This window comes from Streptococcus lactarius, assembly GCF_016642265.1.
GTDB classification, from domain to species: domain Bacteria; phylum Bacillota; class Bacilli; order Lactobacillales; family Streptococcaceae; genus Streptococcus; species Streptococcus lactarius.
The window spans coordinates 166,094-185,534 of the sequence record NZ_MRXX01000007.1 but is presented as its reverse complement, the minus strand read 5'-3'; the positions used below and the strand labels follow the sequence as shown (position 1 = coordinate 185,534).

The 19,441-nt window shown below is 43.4% G+C and carries 9 protein-coding genes; all 9 read left to right on the top strand.

What is annotated here, in order from left to right; genetic code table 11:
- The first annotated feature begins 384 nt into the window (after nt 1-384).
- The 9 genes from BTU61_RS06240 to BTU61_RS06200 all read left to right on the top strand — a co-directional run bounded on the left by BTU61_RS06240 (nt 385) and on the right by BTU61_RS06200 (nt 19,408).
- Nucleotides 385-1,251, top strand: coding sequence for an ABC transporter permease (locus BTU61_RS06240; RefSeq protein ID WP_200772807.1), 867 nt, complete (start codon nt 385-387; stop codon nt 1,249-1,251).
- A complete protein-coding gene (locus BTU61_RS06235) occupies nt 1,248-2,012 on the top strand; it encodes an ABC transporter ATP-binding protein (RefSeq protein ID WP_200772806.1) in 765 nt (254 codons plus the stop codon). The genes BTU61_RS06240 and BTU61_RS06235 overlap by 4 nt, the downstream gene beginning before the upstream one ends.
- An 898-nt stretch (nt 2,013-2,910) precedes the next feature.
- Nucleotides 2,911-3,453, top strand: coding sequence for a hypothetical protein (locus tag BTU61_RS06230; protein ID WP_187538589.1), 543 nt, complete (start codon nt 2,911-2,913; stop codon nt 3,451-3,453).
- A gap of 205 nt (nt 3,454-3,658) precedes the next feature.
- Nucleotides 3,659-5,317 carry a ribonuclease J gene (locus tag BTU61_RS06225; protein ID WP_200772805.1) on the top strand — a complete coding sequence of 553 codons (1,659 nt, stop codon included), beginning with the start codon at nt 3,659-3,661 and terminating at the stop codon, nt 5,315-5,317.
- A gap of 70 nt (nt 5,318-5,387) precedes the next feature.
- Nucleotides 5,388-6,170, top strand: a complete 783-nt coding sequence (locus tag BTU61_RS06220; protein WP_200772804.1) for an alpha/beta hydrolase — start codon at nt 5,388-5,390, stop codon at nt 6,168-6,170.
- A gap of 376 nt (nt 6,171-6,546) precedes the next feature.
- A complete protein-coding gene (locus BTU61_RS06215) occupies nt 6,547-7,311 on the top strand; it encodes a (S)-acetoin forming diacetyl reductase (protein ID WP_187538595.1) in 765 nt (254 codons plus the stop codon).
- Nucleotides 7,312-7,604: 293 nt separating this feature from the next.
- On the top strand, nt 7,605-9,062 hold the full coding sequence (gene gltX / locus BTU61_RS06210; protein ID WP_200772803.1) for a glutamate--tRNA ligase: 1,458 nt from the start codon (nt 7,605-7,607) through the stop codon (nt 9,060-9,062).
- 259 nt (nt 9,063-9,321) lie between these two features.
- Nucleotides 9,322-13,317, top strand: a complete 3,996-nt coding sequence (locus BTU61_RS06205; RefSeq protein ID WP_200772802.1) for an accessory Sec-dependent serine-rich glycoprotein adhesin — start codon at nt 9,322-9,324, stop codon at nt 13,315-13,317.
- A 181-nt stretch (nt 13,318-13,498) separates the two neighbouring features.
- Entirely contained in the window at nt 13,499-19,408 is a 5,910-nt protein-coding gene (locus tag BTU61_RS06200) for an accessory Sec-dependent serine-rich glycoprotein adhesin (RefSeq protein ID WP_200772801.1), read from the top strand.
- Nucleotides 19,409-19,441 lie beyond the last annotated feature (33 nt).

The following is a 19,441-nucleotide window of genomic DNA, read 5'->3' as shown; positions in this document are numbered from 1 at the left end:
GAAATTCTGTAACTAGTTTCAGAAAATTTTCATTGACTAGCAGGCGATAAAACAGTATACTAGAAAAGCAATTTGAAGTTTCAAACTGCCGGCAACAAGGGGAATGAATCCGCTTTGAATTGGAAAAGAGTAGGGTTTGGAGTGGAAGAACTTCACACCCTTATTGTCGTCAGTTACCCTATTCAAGCAAGGTCTGTGATACAAACGCAGGCCTTTATTTTTTGCATAATTATAAATGTTCACAGAATTCTTTTTTCTTCGGTTTCTCAGTATGATTCTCTTGATTTCGAAAAAGCAGATGATTCAAGAAATATTGTGAATTTTTTATAGGCTCTCTTCCATATTTGTGTTACAATAAAACTATTATTATCGAAGGGAGACACTATGATTAATTCAATTGTTTCACAAGGCTTGATCTGGGCCATTCTTGGTTTGGGGATCTTTATGACCTTCCGAATTCTAGATTTTCCAGATATGACGACAGAAGGTTCCTTCCCATTGGGAGGAGCGATGGCGGTGACATTGATCACCAAGGGGGTCAATCCCTTGGTGGCAACCTTAGCTGCCATTGGAGCAGGGTGCTTGGCGGGACTTGTGACCGGTCTTCTCTACACCAAGGGGAAAATCCCAACACTTTTATCGGGGATCCTCGTGATGACATCGTGTAACTCGGTTATTCTCTTTGTCATGCAACGGGCCAATCTGGGGCTTTTGGGTTATAAAAAAATCCAAGACTTTCTTCCCCTTGCTAGTGGCCTCAATGAAATCCTGGTTGGTTTGATCTTTGTGGGTCTCGTGATTCTCGGTTTGATTTTCTTCTTGGATACACGCTTAGGCCAAGCTTATATCGCGACAGGAGATAATCCTGATATGGCGAAAAGTTTTGGGATCAATACGGACCGAATGGAACTGATGGGTTTGGTGATTTCAAATGGAATTATTGCCCTTTCTGGTGCGCTGATGGCCCAGCAAGAAGGCTATGCAGATGCATCACGTGGGATCGGGGTCATCGTTATTGGACTTGCTAGCCTTATTATTGGAGAGGTCCTCTTTTCAAATGTCACCTTGACGGAGCGTCTACTCAGTATTGCAATTGGTTCCATCGCCTACCAATTTTTGATCTGGGCTGTGATCGCCCTTGGCATCAATACCAGTTACATTCGAATCTTCAGTGCCTTGATCTTGGCTATCTGCCTGATGATTCCAACCTTTAAAGGAAAAATCATGAAAGGAGCGAAATTCAGTAAATGACAGCAGTTGTAGAATTAAAAAATGTAACCAAAGCTGTGAGCAATGGGATGAATGAAGAAAAAGTCATTCTGGATGATGTCTCCTTGGAAATTCGAGAGCATGATTTCATCACGATTTTGGGGGGCAATGGAGCTGGGAAATCAACCCTTTTTAATACGATTGCAGGGACCCTTCCAGTGAGCAGTGGAAAGATCTATATTCTGGGGGAAGATGTGACCAATTACTCTCCTGAAAAGAGAGCCAAGTATCTATCACGGGTCTTTCAAGATCCAAAAATGGGAACAGCACCTCGGATGACAGTAGCTGAAAACCTCTTGGTAGCAAAGTTCCGTGGAGAAAAACGGGGCTTGATTCCGCGTCATTTGGCGAGCTATAAAGAAGAGTTTCAAACAGTTCTTGCTAAGATCGGCAATGGCTTAGAAAAGCATATCGATACAGCGGTTGAATTTCTTTCAGGGGGACAACGCCAGGCGTTGAGTCTGTTGATGGCGACACTGAAACGTCCAGAACTCTTATTACTAGACGAACACACAGCCGCCTTGGATCCAAAAACGAGTCAGGCTCTGATGACTTTGACAGATGAATTTGTGAAACAAGACGCCCTCACAGCCCTTATGATCACCCACCATATGGAAGATGCGTTGAAATATGGAAATCGCTTGATTGTCATGAAAGACGGGCACATCATCCAAGACCTCAACCAAGAAGAAAAAGCTCAAATGAGCATCGCAGACTACTATCAATTGTTTGAGAAAGAATAAGATACAAAGCCCGTAAAATGCAAGGTGAAAATAGGAAATTCTTGTAGTGAGCCATGCTCGCAAGAGAATTTATCTTTTTCACACAGCATTTAGGGCGTGTTCAATTCGTGTAACGGCAAGTACTATGGTACCTTGCCTACACGACTCACTAACTCCTCAGGTGGATGGTATCGATCCACCTTCGTCCTGTCGCATTCTGCTAAGATACAAAGGGCGTAGCGGATACAGTCAAAATAGGGAGTAGGACAGAAGCAATATGATTTATGAATGCTTCGTCGTTCTACTTCCTTTTTATTTTCTAAAAAACAAATGATAGCTTATAAATATACTATATGGATTGAACGGGGTGCTTTATAAAAGGGAGAACTCTTATAAATAGTGCTTTAAAAAACCGTATAAAAATAGAAACTAGTTTCAGGTGGAATCGCTTGCTAAAGAGAAGAAGGAGACGTATAATATAAATAGAAGGATAAAGAAGGGACTGGTCACCATGACTGATCAAGATTATTAGTGGTTACTTCGTTTTAGGTCTGTTTTTCTGACATTTGTTGATGCTCTTTTCTAAAAGAGCCGTTGGGCTGTGTATCGAATCGATTGGACAGTCGGGCAAGCCTGCTAAGTTTGTCGGATCATATGAGAAAACGTGGAAATAGTTGGTAGAAGCTTTTGTGAAGGTTTTCAAACTTCAATGTGTCCAATCGAACATTTATTGAAATGTAGGATTGCAAAGAAAACCTCTGGTATTTTACAAAAATACTATTACATGAAATAAACGTCAAAAAACATTGTTGTATTAGCCGAAAGGTTAATGGCACCATGTCGGAAAAACAGACCTGGCCTCTAGTCCCGTAAGACTGGAGGCCCTTCCTATTCGCAAACTCAAAAAGGAGGTGAGAGGATGGGGTTGTCGTATGCACAAGACTACAGTTGCAGAGATCATTTTAGAAAGAGAGCGTTGGAGCGCTTTGGAGTGGATGATCAACACCTGAAACGTTGGATCAATCAACACCTGCCCTCTCTCTCGCCTTATGAGAGTGATGTGCTCCAACCTGCTGATACAAAAACTTATGTATCGAGTGATGGTGTCATCTTTGTCTGTAACATCAAAAGCCGAGAATTTATCACTTGCTTTAAGGCAGTGAACTACCAGGAAAACAGTGAGGAAGACGAGGCTTATACAGACATTCATGAAAGCAATGTCTCTGACTTTAAAAAGGATCTCACCCATTTGCTCAATCGCTACCGACTCAAGGAAGCCAAGGAACTGTTTGAAAATATTGAGGATGATTTAGATGACTTTTATCATCTCTCTCAAGCGGTGAAGACGGGTCAATTGAGTGAGCGCAATTTTAAGCGTCTTGAGGAATTGCTCAGTAAGTTTCATGTGATCAAGGCTGCGATGCGAATCATTGAAAATAAGCGGGGGGATTATCATCTTTAGAGGGTCTTTTCCCCCTAAAGATAGGCGCCTAGAAGCCTTCTCATCTGGTTCAGATGAGGAGGCTTTTTGCTAGGGCGTGTTTTTGAAAAAAACAGAAAAAAATTGTATAATAGAATAGATATGCAAGAATTTGCAAAGCTGTAATTCGACTTGGGCAGCCAAGGACCGTAAGTATTAAAAAATCTATCAATTAAAGGAGAAAACAGTGAGTATTAAATTAGTCACTCTCGGTGGTGTTCGAGAAAATGGGAAAAATCTCTACATCGCTGAAGTAAACGATTCAATTTTTGTCTTGGATGCAGGACTGAAGTATCCAGAAAATGAACAACTTGGGGTGGACGTTGTCATCCCCAATATGGATTATCTTTTTGAAAACAAAGACCGTATTGCAGGCGTTTTCTTAACCCATGGGCATGCGGACGCCATCGGTGCCTTGCCTTACCTTTTGGCTGAGGCAAAAGTTCCTGTGTTTGGAACGGAGCTGACGATTGAGTTGGCCAAGCTCTTTGTCAAAGGAAATGATAGTGTTAAGAAATACAATGACTTCCATGTGATTGATCAAAATTCTGAGATTGAATTTGGAGATGCGGTTGTGTCCTTCTTTCAAACGACCCACTCCATTCCTGAAAGTATCGGTGTTGTCATTGGAACTTCTGAGGGAAATATCGTCTATACAGGCGACTTTAAATTTGACCAAACAGCGAGTGAGTCTTACGCAACAGACTTTGCTCGTCTAGCTGAAATCGGGCGTGAAGGGGTTCTTGCGCTTTTGAGTGATTCGGCCAATGCGGATAGCAAGGTACAGGTCGCTAGTGAGCAAGAAGTCGGCGATGAAATCTTAGATACGATTGCCAACTGGGATGGGCGTGTCATCGTAGCAGCCGTTGCCAGCAACCTTTCTCGGATCCAGCAGGTCTTTGATGCCGCAGCTGAGACTGGGCGCCGTGTCGTCTTGACAGGGTTTGATGTGGAAAACATCGTCCGGACAGCTATTCGCCTCAACAAACTATCTCTTGCCAATGAAAAACTCTTGATCAAGCCGAAAGAAATGAGCCGGTTTGAGGATCATGAATTGATCATTTTGGAAACAGGCCGGATGGGTGAGCCCATTAATGGGTTGCGCAAGATGTCAATTGGTCGTCACCGGTATGTGGAAATCAAAGATGGGGACTTGGTCTACATCGTTACAACACCTTCTATTGCCAAAGAAGCCGTGGTGGCTCGTGTGGAAAATATGGTTTACCAAGCAGGTGGGATTGTTAAATTGATTACGTCTAGCTTGCGCGTGTCTGGTCATGGAAATGCGCGGGATTTGCAGTTGATGATCAATCTGCTTCGTCCGAAGTATCTCTTCCCAATTCAAGGAGAGTACCGGGAGTTAGATGCCCATGCGCGGATTGCCATGGAAGTTGGGATTTTGCCTGAAAATATCTTCATTCCAAAGCGTGGTACAGTCATGGAGTATGAAAAGGGAGATTTCGTCCCTGCAGGGAGCATCTCAGCTGGAGATGTCATGATCGATGGGAATGCCATTGGGGATGTGGGCAATATCGTCCTTCGTGACCGCAAAGTTTTGTCAGAAGATGGAATCTTTATTGTAGCCATTACGGTAAACCGCAAAGAAAAGAAGATTATTGCCAAAGCGCATGTGCACACTCGTGGATTTGTCTATGTCAAGAAGAGCCGGGATATTCTCCGTGAAAGTTGCGAATTGGTCAACCAAAGCGTTGAAGACTACCTAGCACAGGACAGCTTTGACTGGGGTGAATTAAAAGGATTGGTACGTGATCATTTGTCTAAATTCTTATTTGAACAGACCAAATGTCGTCCAGCGATTTTACCAGTCGTGATGGAAGTGAAATAATAAAAGAAATCAAAACGCTTGGCGGCCAGAGGCTTGCCGAGTGTTTTTAAACATAGAAAGAGGAAACCCTATGGCAGTTATGCAGATTGAGTATTATTCAGAGGCCTTGAAGATGGAGTGGGGCGTGTCCGTTCTTTATCCTGATGCGTCGCGCGTGGAAAATCCAGCAGATACGGATATTCCAGTTCTTTATCTCTTACACGGAATGAACGGCAATCATCATTCTTGGCTGAAGCGAACCCATGTGGAGCGCATTTTGCGAAATACCAATCTGATCGTGGTCCTACCCAATACCAATAATGGTTTTTACACAGATACGCAGTATGGATACAACTATTACACGGCCATTGCGAAGGAATTGCCAGAGACATTAGCCCGCTTCTTTCCCAATATGACCAAGAAACGGGAGAAAACTTTTATCGCAGGCTTGTCGATGGGAGGCTACGGTTCGATGCTCTTGGCCCTCAAGACCAATCGCTTCTCTCATGCGGCGAGTTTTTCTGGAGCTCTGAGTTTCCATGGGATGACCTTTGAAAAGAATGATCTAGAAAAGCCGGCCTTTTGGAAGGGAATCTTTGGAGAGGTAAACGATTGGACGACGAGTCCCTACTCACTGGAGTCGGTTACTAAGAAGTTCTCCGATAAAAAGACCAAGCTTTGGATCTGGTGTGGAGAGCAGGACTTTCTCTATGAAGCCAATCAATTTGAGGCTAAGGAATTGGGAAAATTGGGCTTGGATGTCACTTATAGCCACAGCCCAGGCAAGCACGAATGGTTCTACTGGGAACGGGAGTTGGAGCACTTCTTACAAACCCTACCAATCGACTTTGAACTAGAAGAACGGTTAAACTAAGATACAAAGCCCGTAAAATGCAAAGTGAAAAAAGGAAATTGTCGCAGAGAGCGATGCTCACAAGAGAATTTATCTTTTTCACACAGCATTTAGGGCGTGTTCGTTTAATAAGATACAAAGGGCGCAGCGGATACAGTCAAAAAAGGGAGCAGGATAGAAGCGCTTGAATGCAAGCAGGTTTCTATCCTGCTTTTTTGGTGCAACAAAGGGAATTAATTTTTCCTAATCTATTTACCTATAAAAGTCAAGGATTTTGCTTGACTTTTTCTTCACAAAGTTTTAGAATGATAGCGAAATCGTGAAAATGATTTTTTGTTGTATGGTGAGTTAGGCCATTGAAGTTACTAACTTTTATAGTGCAATTGGAGGTACAAATATGTCTAAAGTTGCTATTGTTACAGGTGCAGGTCAAGGGATTGGTTTTGCAATTGCAAAACGTTTAGTTCAAGACGGCTTTAAAGTCGGAATCTTGGATTACAATGCAGAAACAGCTGAAAAAGCTGTTGCAGAATTGTCAGCTGAAAATGCTTTTGCTGTTGTAGCAGATGTATCTAAACAAGCAGAAGTTGCTGCGGCCTTCCAAAAAGTTGTTGATCACTTTGGTGATTTGAATGTTGTTGTCAACAATGCCGGTGTAGCACCAACTACTCCACTTGCTACTATCACAGAAGAACAATTCCATCGTACATTTAATATCAATGTCGGTGGTGTGATCTGGGGTGCTCAAGCTGCGCAAGCGCAATTTAAAGCCCTTGGTCACGGTGGTAAAATCATCAACGCCACTTCTCAAGCTGGTGTCGTTGGGAACCCGAACTTGACTGTCTATGGTGGTACTAAATTTGCAGTTCGTGGGATTACACAAACTTTGGCGCGTGATTTGGCTGACTCAGGGATCACTGTCAATGCGTACGCACCAGGTATCGTTAAGACTCCAATGATGTTTGACATTGCTCATGAAGTTGGTAAAAATGCAGGTAAAGACGACGAATGGGGTATGCAAACATTCGCAAAAGACATCACTTTGAAACGTCTGTCTGAACCTGAAGATGTGGCTGCTGCAGTTAGCTTCCTTGCTGGACCAGATTCAAACTACATTACAGGTCAAACCATTATCGTAGATGGTGGTATGCAATTCCATTAATCAATAAAGAATAGCTAGTTCGCTTGAAGAGGATCCAGGCGAATGGGGGACTAAGATCTATTTTCAAAATAGCTCTCGGTCCCTTTTTTGCGGGGCGCGTGATAAGGTCCTCCGTGATGAGGTGTTCCATACTGAGAAGGTAGAGGGGCTTGTATGTTACTCTATAGGGTTCTGAATCAGCAAGGACTTTCTAAAAGGTCACTTATTCATTTTAGTCTGGCTGTCTTTGTGGTATAATAAGAACGATTGAATAAATGCGCTAGTGATAGCGAACAAGATTATAGGAGAGAAACATGGCAAAAGATATTCGTGTGCGTTATGCACCAAGTCCAACGGGATTATTACACATCGGAAATGCGCGTACTGCATTGTTTAACTACCTTTATGCACGTCATTATGGCGGTACCTTTATTATTCGGATTGAAGATACGGACCGCAAGCGCCACGTCGAAGACGGGGAACGTTCACAGCTTGAAAACCTTCGTTGGTTGGGGATGGATTGGGATGAAAGTCCTGAAACACACGAAAACTATCGCCAATCAGAACGGTTGCCACTTTACCAAAAATACATTGATCAACTCTTGGCGGAAGGGAAAGCCTATAAATCTTATGTAACAGAAGAAGAATTGGCAGCAGAACGTGAACGCCAAGAAGCAGCTGGAGAAACACCTCGCTATGTCAATGAATACCTCGGAATGAGCGAAGAGGAAAAGGCAGCCTATGTAGCAGAACGCGAAGCAGCGGGGATTGTTCCGACTGTTCGTTTGGTGGTCAATGAAGCTGGTATCTACAAGTGGCATGACATTGTTAAGGGCGATATTGAGTTTGAAGGGGCTAATGTCGGTGGTGATTGGGTTATCCAAAAGAAAGATGGCTATCCAACTTACAACTTTGCCGTCGTCATCGATGACCATGAAATGAAGATTTCTCATGTTATTCGTGGAGATGATCACATCGCTAATACACCAAAACAATTGATGGTTTATGAAGCACTTGGATGGGAAGCTCCTGAGTTTGGTCACATGACTTTGATCATTAACTCTGAAACAGGTAAGAAGTTATCCAAACGGGATACGAATACCCTTCAATTTATCGAAGACTACCGTAAAAAAGGGTATCTTCCAGAAGCGGTCTTTAACTTTATCGCTCTTCTTGGTTGGAACCCTGGTGGGGAAGATGAAATCTTCTCTCGTGAAGAACTCATCAAACTCTTTGATGAACATCGTCTCAGCAAATCTCCTGCAGCCTTTGACCAAAAGAAATTGGATTGGATGAGCAATGACTACATCAAGAATGCAGATCTTGAAACAATCGTCGCAATGGCTAAACCATTCTTAGAAAAAGCAGGTCGTTTAACAGACAAGGCTGAGAAGTTTGTAGAACTCTACAAGCCACAAATGAAATCGGTCGATGAAATCGTTCCATTAACTGACCTCTTCTTTGCAGACTTTCCAGAGTTGACAGATGCAGAAAAAGAAGTCATGGCAGCTGAAACAGTCCCAACAGTATTGGAATCTTTCAAAGCGAGACTCGAAGCTATGTCAGATGATGAGTTTGTGGTTGAAAATATCTTCCCACAAATCAAAGCGGTTCAAAAAGAAACAGGCATCAAAGGGAAGAACCTCTTTATGCCAATTCGGATTGCAGTTTCTGGAGAAATGCATGGTCCAGAATTGCCAGAAACCATTTTCTTACTTGGCCGTGAAAAATCAATTGAGCACATTGAACGGATGTTGAAGAAGATTGCTTAAGCCTCTCTATACCGGGATTTGTATGTAGTTTATAAGGGATTGGAAATTAGTTTTCCAGTCCTTTTTTTCGTTCGTTAAAAAGCTCATTTTTTTCAAAAATTTGCCCCGGTTTGACAAAAATACTACTATGAAAGCGATTTCATTACTAATTAAAGGTAAGATTATAAAAAAATAGCAATAACTAATGATAATTGCTTCCAAAAACCTCCATGGTAGTCTATAATAGTAGGGCAATAAAAAATGTAAATAAGGAGACAACATGTTTTTTAAACGTTCAAACGGTGAATTCCGTGAAACCGATCGTGTAACTCGTTTTAAATTGATTAAATCAGGTAAAAACTGGTTGCGCGCGGCTACTTCTAACTTTGGCCTTTTGAAAGTGATCCGTGGTCAAGTTGAAAAGACTGTCGTGGCTGAAGTTCGTGAAGACGAAGTTTCTGCTACAGAAATGACTAGTCGTGGCTTGTTGAAAGGAATTGTAGCAGCAGGTGCTATTTTTGGTGCAGCTACAGTTGCCAACACTGCAAAGGCTGATGAAACTGGATCAGACGTAGCGACTGCTTCTGAGCTTTCTAGCCAAGCACTTGTAGAGCAAGGAAGTACAGTCCTTGGTACAACTTCAACAACTGAATCTCAATCTGAATCAACTACAGAATCAACTACTGAATCTACAACAGAATCAGCAAGTGCTTCTGCTTCAGCGAGCGCTTCAACTTCTGTTAGTGTATCCGCTTCTCACTCAGCTTCATTGAAGGAACATGCTTCAACAGAAGTTTCAACAGCTTCTAGTGAATCAGCTGTAGTAGCTGGATCTGAATCTGCTTCAGAAACTACTGCACCTGTAAAGGCTGAAGACAAAGTTGTTTTGGAACAAAATGCTTCAGAAGCAGTCTTGTTGAACAAGATCGCAAGCGACTACTCAGCGACAGTTTCAGTCCCTGAAAAGAAAGCAGCTCTTGATGCCGCAATTGCTAAAGTTCAAACAGAATTGACAGCAAGCAACAGCTTGATCAATGCCAATGCTTCTGCTCAATCATATGCGGATCAACGCGAACGTTTGAGCAAGTCAGTAGATGACATGATGGCAACCTTGACTGCAGCAGGCTTTACCGGAAATGCTACTGTAGATGGTGCTCCAGCAGTTACTGCACAGTTGGCACCAATTTCAACAAGAACTAATGGAACGACAACTCCAGTTATTACAGATGCAAACGGCGCAACAATTGAAGATACTGCCTTCAGCAAATCTGGTTATGCTTTAGATCCAAACGCTAATCGTTTCACTTTCGGTGTATGGCAATTCCTTAAAACAGATCATTCAACTGGGGCGAAAACAAACTTTGACTACTATGCTACTCTTGCAGTAGATCGTTCTGCCATCACTGGTAGCCTTTCAGCTAATCCAGATGTTCACTTGCGTATTGTGAAGAAATCTGATGGTTCAGAAGTCTTCACACGTACCATCCATGCTGGTGAAAGCAACATCTCACTTCCAAGCTACATCACTAATAACAACTCTGATGTAACCAATACCTTAACATACACAGGTGCTAACGGAACTGATCCAGGTAACGTGACCTTCTCATTGGTAAATGCGAAACTTGAGTATGAAACACTTCAAATTCGTGATACCAACTACCCAGGTAATGAAAACGAAGACAAACAAAACGTTCAAACTTCTGTTCCTTATGCAACAGTTGATCAAACAACTCACTATAAGCTTATTCAAGGAAGTTCTACTCCAGGTCAACTTTACAAACCTACTGGAACTGAAACAGATCTAGCAAGCTACACACAAACAGGTCTTGCAGGACAACAATTTACAGCTTCAAACAACCGTGATATCCCTGGTTACAAGCATGTAGCTGCTACAACAGATTCTACTCAAAAAACATCTGGTGTCCTTGGTAAAGGTGTTGTTGGTCAAAAATTGGTTGAACTTCAAGGTGGAGCTAACCATTACTACGTGAAACGTATTTCTGAAATCGTGGATACAAATGGTTCGACTGTAACGAAATTCTACGCTCTTGATCCATCTCAAGTGAACAATTTTGCTACATCTGATATTGGTACTGAAGATGTATCTAAGTACACACTCATCTACACAAGTAAAGTGAATAAGGCTGGTGAAGAGTGGAAGGCTGATGAGACTAAAGTTACAAAAGTAAACAGCAAAAATGGTGACTACTATATTGAAGTCAACGAAACAGCTGGAAGTAAATCACTCATTATCACTGGTTGGCAGTCTGCTACTGAGACAGATACTTATAAACAAATGGACGGAACTCTACATACTTATCCACGTCCATTCAAAGGTGCTCCAAGCACATCATTGACACCTGCCGGAGCTGGTAATAACAGTTATAACGTCATTGCTGGTAAAGTTCCAGAAATCCAAGCAGAAGGATCTGTTGCGAATGACCCAACAGCACCAAATGGTAAAGTATACTCTAATTTGAAGGGTTATTCATCATTCTCTAACAACTACTCAATTCCAACTGCGATTAAACCATCAACTGATGTGAACTATTACTTCGAGAAATTGGGTGATTCTGAGTCTGCATCTCAATCACAATCATTCTCAAACTCTGCTTCAAAATCACAATCACTTTCAGAAGTAGTGTCTAAATCACAATCAGTATCGCAGTCAGAAGTAGCATCTAAGTCACAATCAGTATCGCAGTCAGAAGTAGCATCTAAGTCACAATCAGTATCGCAGTCAGAAGTAGTGTCTAAGTCACAATCTGTGTCACAGTCAGAAGCTGTATCTAAATCACAATCAGTATCACAGTCAGAAGCAGTGTCTAAGTCACAATCAGTATCGCAGTCAGAAGTAGTGTCTAAGTCACAATCTGTATCACAATCAGAGGTTGTTTCTAAGTCACAATCAGTGTCACAATCTCAATCTGATACAACATCAGCTTCTAAATCTGCATCAGAATCAGCATCTGCTTCATTGAGCCAATCAGAAGTTGAATCAGCAAGTGTATCTGAGTCAGCAAGCACATCAGAATCTGTATCAGCATCAGCGTCTGAGTCAGCATCAACATCTGAGTCAGCAAGTGCATCAACATCAGAATCAGCATCATTATCAGCATCTGAGTCAGCTTCAACATCATTATCTGCATCAGAGTCAGCATCATTATCAGCATCTGAGTCAGCAAGCACATCAGAATCTGTATCAGCATCAGCGTCTGAGTCAGCATCAACATCTGAGTCAGCAAGTGCGTCAACATCAGAATCAGCAAGTGCGTCAACATCTGAGTCAGCAAGTACGTCAGTATCTGAGTCAGCAAGTGCGTCAACATCTGAGTCAGCAAGTACGTCAGTATCTGAGTCAGCAAGTGCGTCAACATCTGCCTCAGAGAGTGCATCGACATCTGAATCAGCAAGTGCATCATTATCTGAATCAACGAGTGCCTCAGTATCTGAATCAACAAGTGCGTCAGTATCTGAATCGGCTTCAGCATCAGCAAGCCAATCAGCGTCAGCGTCTGAATCAGCTTCAGTATCAGTGTCTGAATCAGTTTCAGTATCAGCTTCAGTATCAGCAAGTCAATCAGTATCAGCATCTGAATCAGCTTCAACCTCAGTAAGTCAATCAGTATCAGCGTCTGAATCAGCTTCAACCTCAGTAAGTCAATCAGTATCAGCGTCTGAATCAACTTCAACCTCAGTAAGTCAATCAGTATCAGCATCTGAATCAACTTCAACCTCAGTAAGTCAATCAGTATCAGCGTCTGAATCAACTTCGACCTCAGTAAGTCAATCAGTATCAGCATCTGAATCAACTTCGACCTCAGTAAGTCAATCAGTGTCAGCATCTGAATCAACTTCGACCTCAGTAAGTACTTCAGTTTCAGTGAGTCAATCACAATCAGGATCAACATCTGGTAGCGGTTCATACTCTAACTCAATGAGCCAATCAGGATCAACATCTGGCAGTGGTTCATACTCTAACTCAATGAGTCAATCAGGATCAACATCTGCTAGTGGTTCATACTCTAACTCAATGAGCCAATCAGGATCTACTTCTGCTAGTGGTTCATACTCTAACTCAATGAGTCAATCAGCTTCTGGTTCAGAGTCATTGTCTACATCAGAATCAGCAAGTGGATCACAAAAACACAGCGAATCTGTAGCACTTCCAAATACTGGTGAAACAACATCTGTAACATCAGCTCTTCTTGGAGCAGTTGCAGGACTTGCTGGAGTGGCTGTACTTGGTCGTCGTAAAAAAGAAGATGAAAAATAATCTTCTATCCTAATTTGATTCGATCATTTCAGGTAGGTGGTCAATGAAAAAAGGATCCAAAAAGAGAACCTCCGGGTTCTCTTTTTGTATGTTGTTTTCGTGTCAGAAAATGGTCTTAATTAGTTACATTAGGGAAAAAATAAGGTATAATAACTTGATATCTAAAATTTAAGGAGCGGACATGTTTTTTAAACGTTCGAAGGGTGATTTTCGCGAAACGGAGCGAATCACACGTTTTAAATTAATCAAATCAGGAAAGAATTGGGTACGAGCATCTATCTCTCGGTTAGGCCTATTTCGTGTCATGCGAGGTGGTGTGGATGAAAAGATCGTAGTTCAATATGAAGCGTCATCACACTCGATGCCTGCAGATCTGGTCAAAGGGATGGTTGTACTCGGGGCTCTTGCTGGAGCGACAACGGTCGCTAATCCAGTATTTGCCGAGGAAAATGGGATGGATACGACTGTTGGGTCTGAAATCAGCCCATCGACCGGTGTAGTGGGTTCGGATAGTTTTGTCTTGGGGACGACCTCTAACTCAGATTCTGCATCAGCCAGTCAATCTATGAGTGAATCTGTCTCGCTATCAGAGTCGGCTAGTGACAGCCTTTCTTTGTCTCAGTCGGTTTCTTTGAGCGAATCACATGTTGTTAGTGCTTCAGCGAGTCAGTCCACTTCAGGAACTGCTAGTAGCAGTGTCTCTGAGGACGATTCAATTCACAGGGCTACTCCTGAAACGAGCGAGAGGGTAGCAGAGGCTCCAACTCAGCGTTCAGAAGACCAGGTGAAACGTCTGCAGGTCTTGGCCTTGGATTTATACACTTATCGAGCACAAGCTATGGAAATCCCGGGGACCGAATCTGCAATTGAGAAGGGAGATCTGGCCTTAGAGGCTATTCGAACTGGCTTGTCTAATCCGGCAATTCAAATGGATGCCGTGGAAAGCCAAGCAAAGATTGCTCGCAATCGCTTGGCCAACGCGGTGCTGCGCGCTACATCTGGTCAGCGCGACCCTCGAAATGGGAACCGTATTGACACAGATACGAGCCTCCGTGCGCCTCAATACAATCTCGGGCTAGCCAATAATGCCTTGATTTCGGTGTATAATTCGGACAGTGTGAACCAGGCTTATAATGTTGTTGAAACGAATCCTACACGAAATAGTATTAAAAGCATTGGCTACGCTTCTGGTAGCGATCGTGTGAATGGCATCAACTTACCTCAGACGTCGGCGCTAAAAAATAGTGCAGTAGCCTTTAATATTTTTGGAACTGTTGGCCAGACAGAGGTCGTAACGCCTGGGAAAATTTATAATCTTTCTTTTGTAGTGACGAATACGGCTAAGCAGTCAGTGACACGTACGCTTCGTATTCAGGTTTTACCGCAAAATGATGGCATTCGCAACCCGATTACAGCAGTGACCACGGCAACTTTTGTCAATGATACCACTAACTTGGCCCAGGCTGAAAAAGAGAAGGTTTGGGAGGCTTTTAAGGCTTCTAATCCGAATATTGCAACTTCAAAGGACTTTAAGTCTTATTCCGTCTCAGCAACGGGTGTAGTAACCATTACTTATAAAGATAACACTACTAATGATGTAACCGCTCCTGTTAAGCGCCTAGCAGCACCGACGGTTGAGACTCGCTTACTAGAGAAGGCCTATACTCAAACACCTGTGACAGTGACAGGGGCTGAGCCAGGATCAACCGTTGTCTTATATAACAATGATGATGAAATCGGAACAGCAGTGGCGGATGCATCTGGACAAGTCAGTGTGACGCCAACTGTTCCTTTACAAATTGGCGGTGTGACAGCTAAAGCACGGATCATGTATGGTGATCACGCGGTTTATTCTGATGCTAGTAATTCTGTGGCAGTGACAGATGCTACACGCCCTGAAGTGACGGCTAAGTTGACTGTCAATGGTGTAGAACCGAAATCAACCCCGCTTGAAGGTGGTGGGAAGAACTACGTTATTTATGCGGGTGATGATGCAGTTGTGACTTTTACAGCTACGGATGACAGTGGCAAGCTCAAAGAAATGAAAGTTGTTGCACGGGCAGATTTGAACGACAATGCCTTGAACGGGAATTTCTTTGGTGGCAGCCAGTATGGAACAGGTGATATTGCTCCTATCACGGGAGAGATCACGGCTACCAGTGCCAACCCTGCAACCATTATAACGACCATTCATTTGAAGGATGATCTCTATCATTCTTACCGGAATACTTGGCAACGCAATGTCGCGGCTATTGACAATGCGTCTAATATGAACCGTCCAAATGGTTTGGGTGAAATTCGGATTACCCAAGGACGTCTGGCTGATCGTACGCCAGGTGTTGCTCCAACAAGCACTATTCAGGTGACGAGCCTAACTGCATTGACAGAGGCAGATAAGAGCAAGGTGATTGCAGCTGTGTCGGCTGTTAATCCAGAGGTGGCTAACCGGATTAAGGCCTATACGGTTAATAGTGATGGTACAGTCACCATTACTTATAAAGATAGTACGACCAATGTCGTAGCTGTGAAATTGTCAGATAGCGATCACAGTCAGTCTGTCTCAAACAGTCAGAGTGCATCTGCTAAAGTTTCGCAATCTGTCAGTCAGTCTTTAAGTGCGAAGCAATCTCAGAGCGTATCGGCTCAGCAGAGTGTATCATTAAGCCAATCACTGAGCTCGGTTCGCTCGCAAAGTTTGGCGGCTTCATTGAGCAAATCAGCGTCGGCGAGTGCATCTGCTCAAGCGAGTCTCTCTCGTAGTCAATCATTGAGCAAGGAGATTTCTCAATCTCAATCCGCTTCAACGAGTCAATCTGTATCGGCAAGAAAATCTGAATCTGTGAAGGTTTCGCAATCTGTTTCTGCAAGTATCAGTGCCTTGCAGTCTGCTTCGGTATCGGCGAGTGCGTCCAAAGTGGTAAGCCAGTCCGTATCGAGCTCATTGAGTGCATCAGTTTCAGCGAGCACGTCTAAAGTTGTGAGTCAGTCTGTATCGAATTCGGTTTCGACATCGGAATCTGCTTCAACAAGTGCATCGGTGTCAAACTCAGTTTCAGCATCAGAATCCGTTTCAACCTCAGAGTCAGTATCTACATCTGAGTCGGTTTCAGCCTCTGAATCAGTGTCTACGTCTGAATCGATTTCTACCTCAGAATCAGTATCAACGTCCGAGTCAGCGTCAACCTCAGAATCAGTATCAGCGTCTGAGTCAGTCTCAACATCCGAGTCAGTCTCAACGTCTGAGTCGGCGTCAACATCCGAGTCGGCGTCAACATCCGAGTCATTGTCAGCCTCTGAATCATTGTCAGCATCGTTGAGCAGCTCAGTATCAGAAAGCCAGTCAGCATCGACCTCAGAATCAGTATCAGAGTCAGCATCTGTTTCAACTTCTGAGTCTGTATCAATGTCCGAATCAGTTTCAACCTCTGAGTCGGTATCAATCTCTGAAGCTATTTCTACGTCTGAATCGGTCTCAATTTCCAAATCAGTTTCAGCGTCCGAGTCAGTATCAACATCCGAATCTGTTTCTGTATCAGAATCCGTTTCAACCTCAGAGTCAGTATCTACATCTGAGTCGGTTTCAGCCTCTGAATCAGTGTCTACGTCTGAATCGATTTCTACCTCAGAATCAGTATCAACGTCCGAGTCAGCGTCAACCTCAGAATCAGTATCAGCGTCTGAGTCAGTATCAACATCCGAGTCAGTCTCAACGTCTGAATCAGCATCGACCTCTGAATCCGTTTCAACGTCCGAGTCATTGTCAGCCTCTGAATCATTGTCAGTATCGTTGAGCAGCTCAGTATCAGCCTCAGAATCAGTGTCTACGTCTGAATCGATTTCTACCTCAGAATCAGTATCAACGTCAGAGTCAATCTCAACATCCGAATCTGTTTCTGTATCAGAATCCGTTTCAACCTCAGAGTCAGTATCTACATCTGAGTCGGTTTCAGCCTCTGAATCAGTATCTACTTCAGAATCAGTCTCAGCCTCTGAATCAGTGTCTACGTCTGAATCGATTTCTACCTCAGAATCAGTATCAACGTCCGAGTCAGCATCGACCTCTGAATCAGTATCAGCGTCTGAGTCAGCATCGACCTCTGAATCAGTATCAGCGTCTGAGTCAGTCTCAACGTCTGAATCAGTGTCAACATCCGAGTCAGTGTCTACGTCCGAATCGATTTCAGCATCCGAGTCAGTTTCAACGTCCGAATCAGTCTCGACCTCAGAGTCAGTTTCAACGTCTGAGTCAGTCTCAACGTCTGAATCATTGTCAGCATCGTTGAGTAGCTCAGTATCAGAAAGCCAGTCAGTCTCGACCTCTGAATCGGTATCAGCGTCTGAGTCATTATCGGTCTCTGAATCAATCTCAACGTCTGAGTCAGTGTCTACTTCTGAGTCGGTATCGACCTCAGAGTCAGTGTCTACGTTCGAATCGATTTCAGCATCCGAGTCAGTTTCAACGTCTGAATCAGTGTCAATATCCGAGTCTGTATCAACGTCTGAATCGGTGTCAACCTCTGAATCAGTCTCAACGTCTGAGTCTGTCTCAACGTCTGAATCTGTCTCAACGTCTGAATCAGCATCGACGTCCGAATCAGTATCAGCGTCTGAGTCAGTTTCAACATCTGAATCAGTTTCAACATCCGAATCAGTGTCTACGTCTGAATCGATTTCTACCTCAGAATCAGTATCAACGTCCGAGTCAGCATCGACCTCTGAATCAGTATCAGCGTCTGAGTCAGTCTCAACGTCTGAATCAGTGTCAACATCCGAGTCAGTGTCTACGTCCGAATCGATTTCAGCATCCGAGTCAGTTTCAACGTCCGAATCAGTCTCGACCTCAGAGTCAGTTTCAACGTCTGAGTCAGTCTCAACGTCTGAATCATTGTCAGCATCGTTGAGTAGCTCAGTATCAGAAAGCCAGTCAGTCTCGACCTCTGAATCGGTATCAGCGTCTGAGTCATTATCGGTCTCTGAATCAATCTCAACGTCTGAGTCAGTGTCTACTTCTGAGTCGGTATCGACCTCAGAGTCAGTGTCTACGTTCGAATCGATTTCAGCATCCGAGTCAGTTTCAACGTCTGAATCAGTGTCAATATCCGAGTCTGTATCAACGTCTGAATCGGTGTCAACCTCTGAATCAGTATCAACGTCTGAATCAGTCTCAACGTCTGAATCAGCATCGACGTCCGAATCAGTATCAGCGTCTGAGTCAGTTTCAACATCTGAATCAGTTTCAACATCCGAATCAGTATCTACGTCCGAATCGATTTCAGCATCCGAGTCTGTCTCAACGTCTGAGTCGGCGTCAACATCCGAGTCGGCGTCAACATCCGAGTCATTGTCAGCCTCTGAATCATTGTCAGCATCGTTGAGCAGCTCAGTATCAGCCTCAGAGTCAGTGTCTACTTCTGAATCAGTTTCTACATCTGAATCGCTGTCAACATCCGAGTCGGTTTCAGCCTCTAAATCAGTATCTACTTCAGAATCAGTTTCAACCTCCGAGTCAGTATCTACATCTGAGTCGATTTCAGCGTCTGAGTCTGTATCAACGTCTGAATCGGTGTCAACATCAGAGTCAGTTTCAAGTTCTGAATCGGTGTCAATATCCGAATCGGTTTCAGCGTCCGAATCAGTATCAGCATCAGAATCTGTATCAACGTCAGAGTCAGTTTCTGTATCAGAATCAGTTTCAACGTTCGAGTCAGTCTCAGCCTCTGAATCAGTGTCTACGTCCGAATCGATTTCTACCTCAGAATCAGTATCAACGTCAGAGTCAGCATCGACCTCTGAATCATTGTCAGCATCGTTGAGCAGCTCAGTATCAGAAAGCCAGTCAGTCTCAGCATTCGAGTCAGTTTCAGTGAGTCAATCACAATCAGTATCAACATCTGGTAGCGGTTCACAATCAGCTTCTGGTTCAGAATCAATGTCGACCTCCGAGTCAGCAAGTGGATCACAAAAACACAGCCAATCTGTGGTGCTTCCGAATACTGGCGAAACAGGGTCTGTAACATCAGCTCTCCTTGGGGTTGTTACAGGGCTAGCTGGAATTACTGGACTTATCCGACGTAAAAAGAAGGGTAACTGATCTAGTAGGAAATACCATTTTTTCAAGTGAATC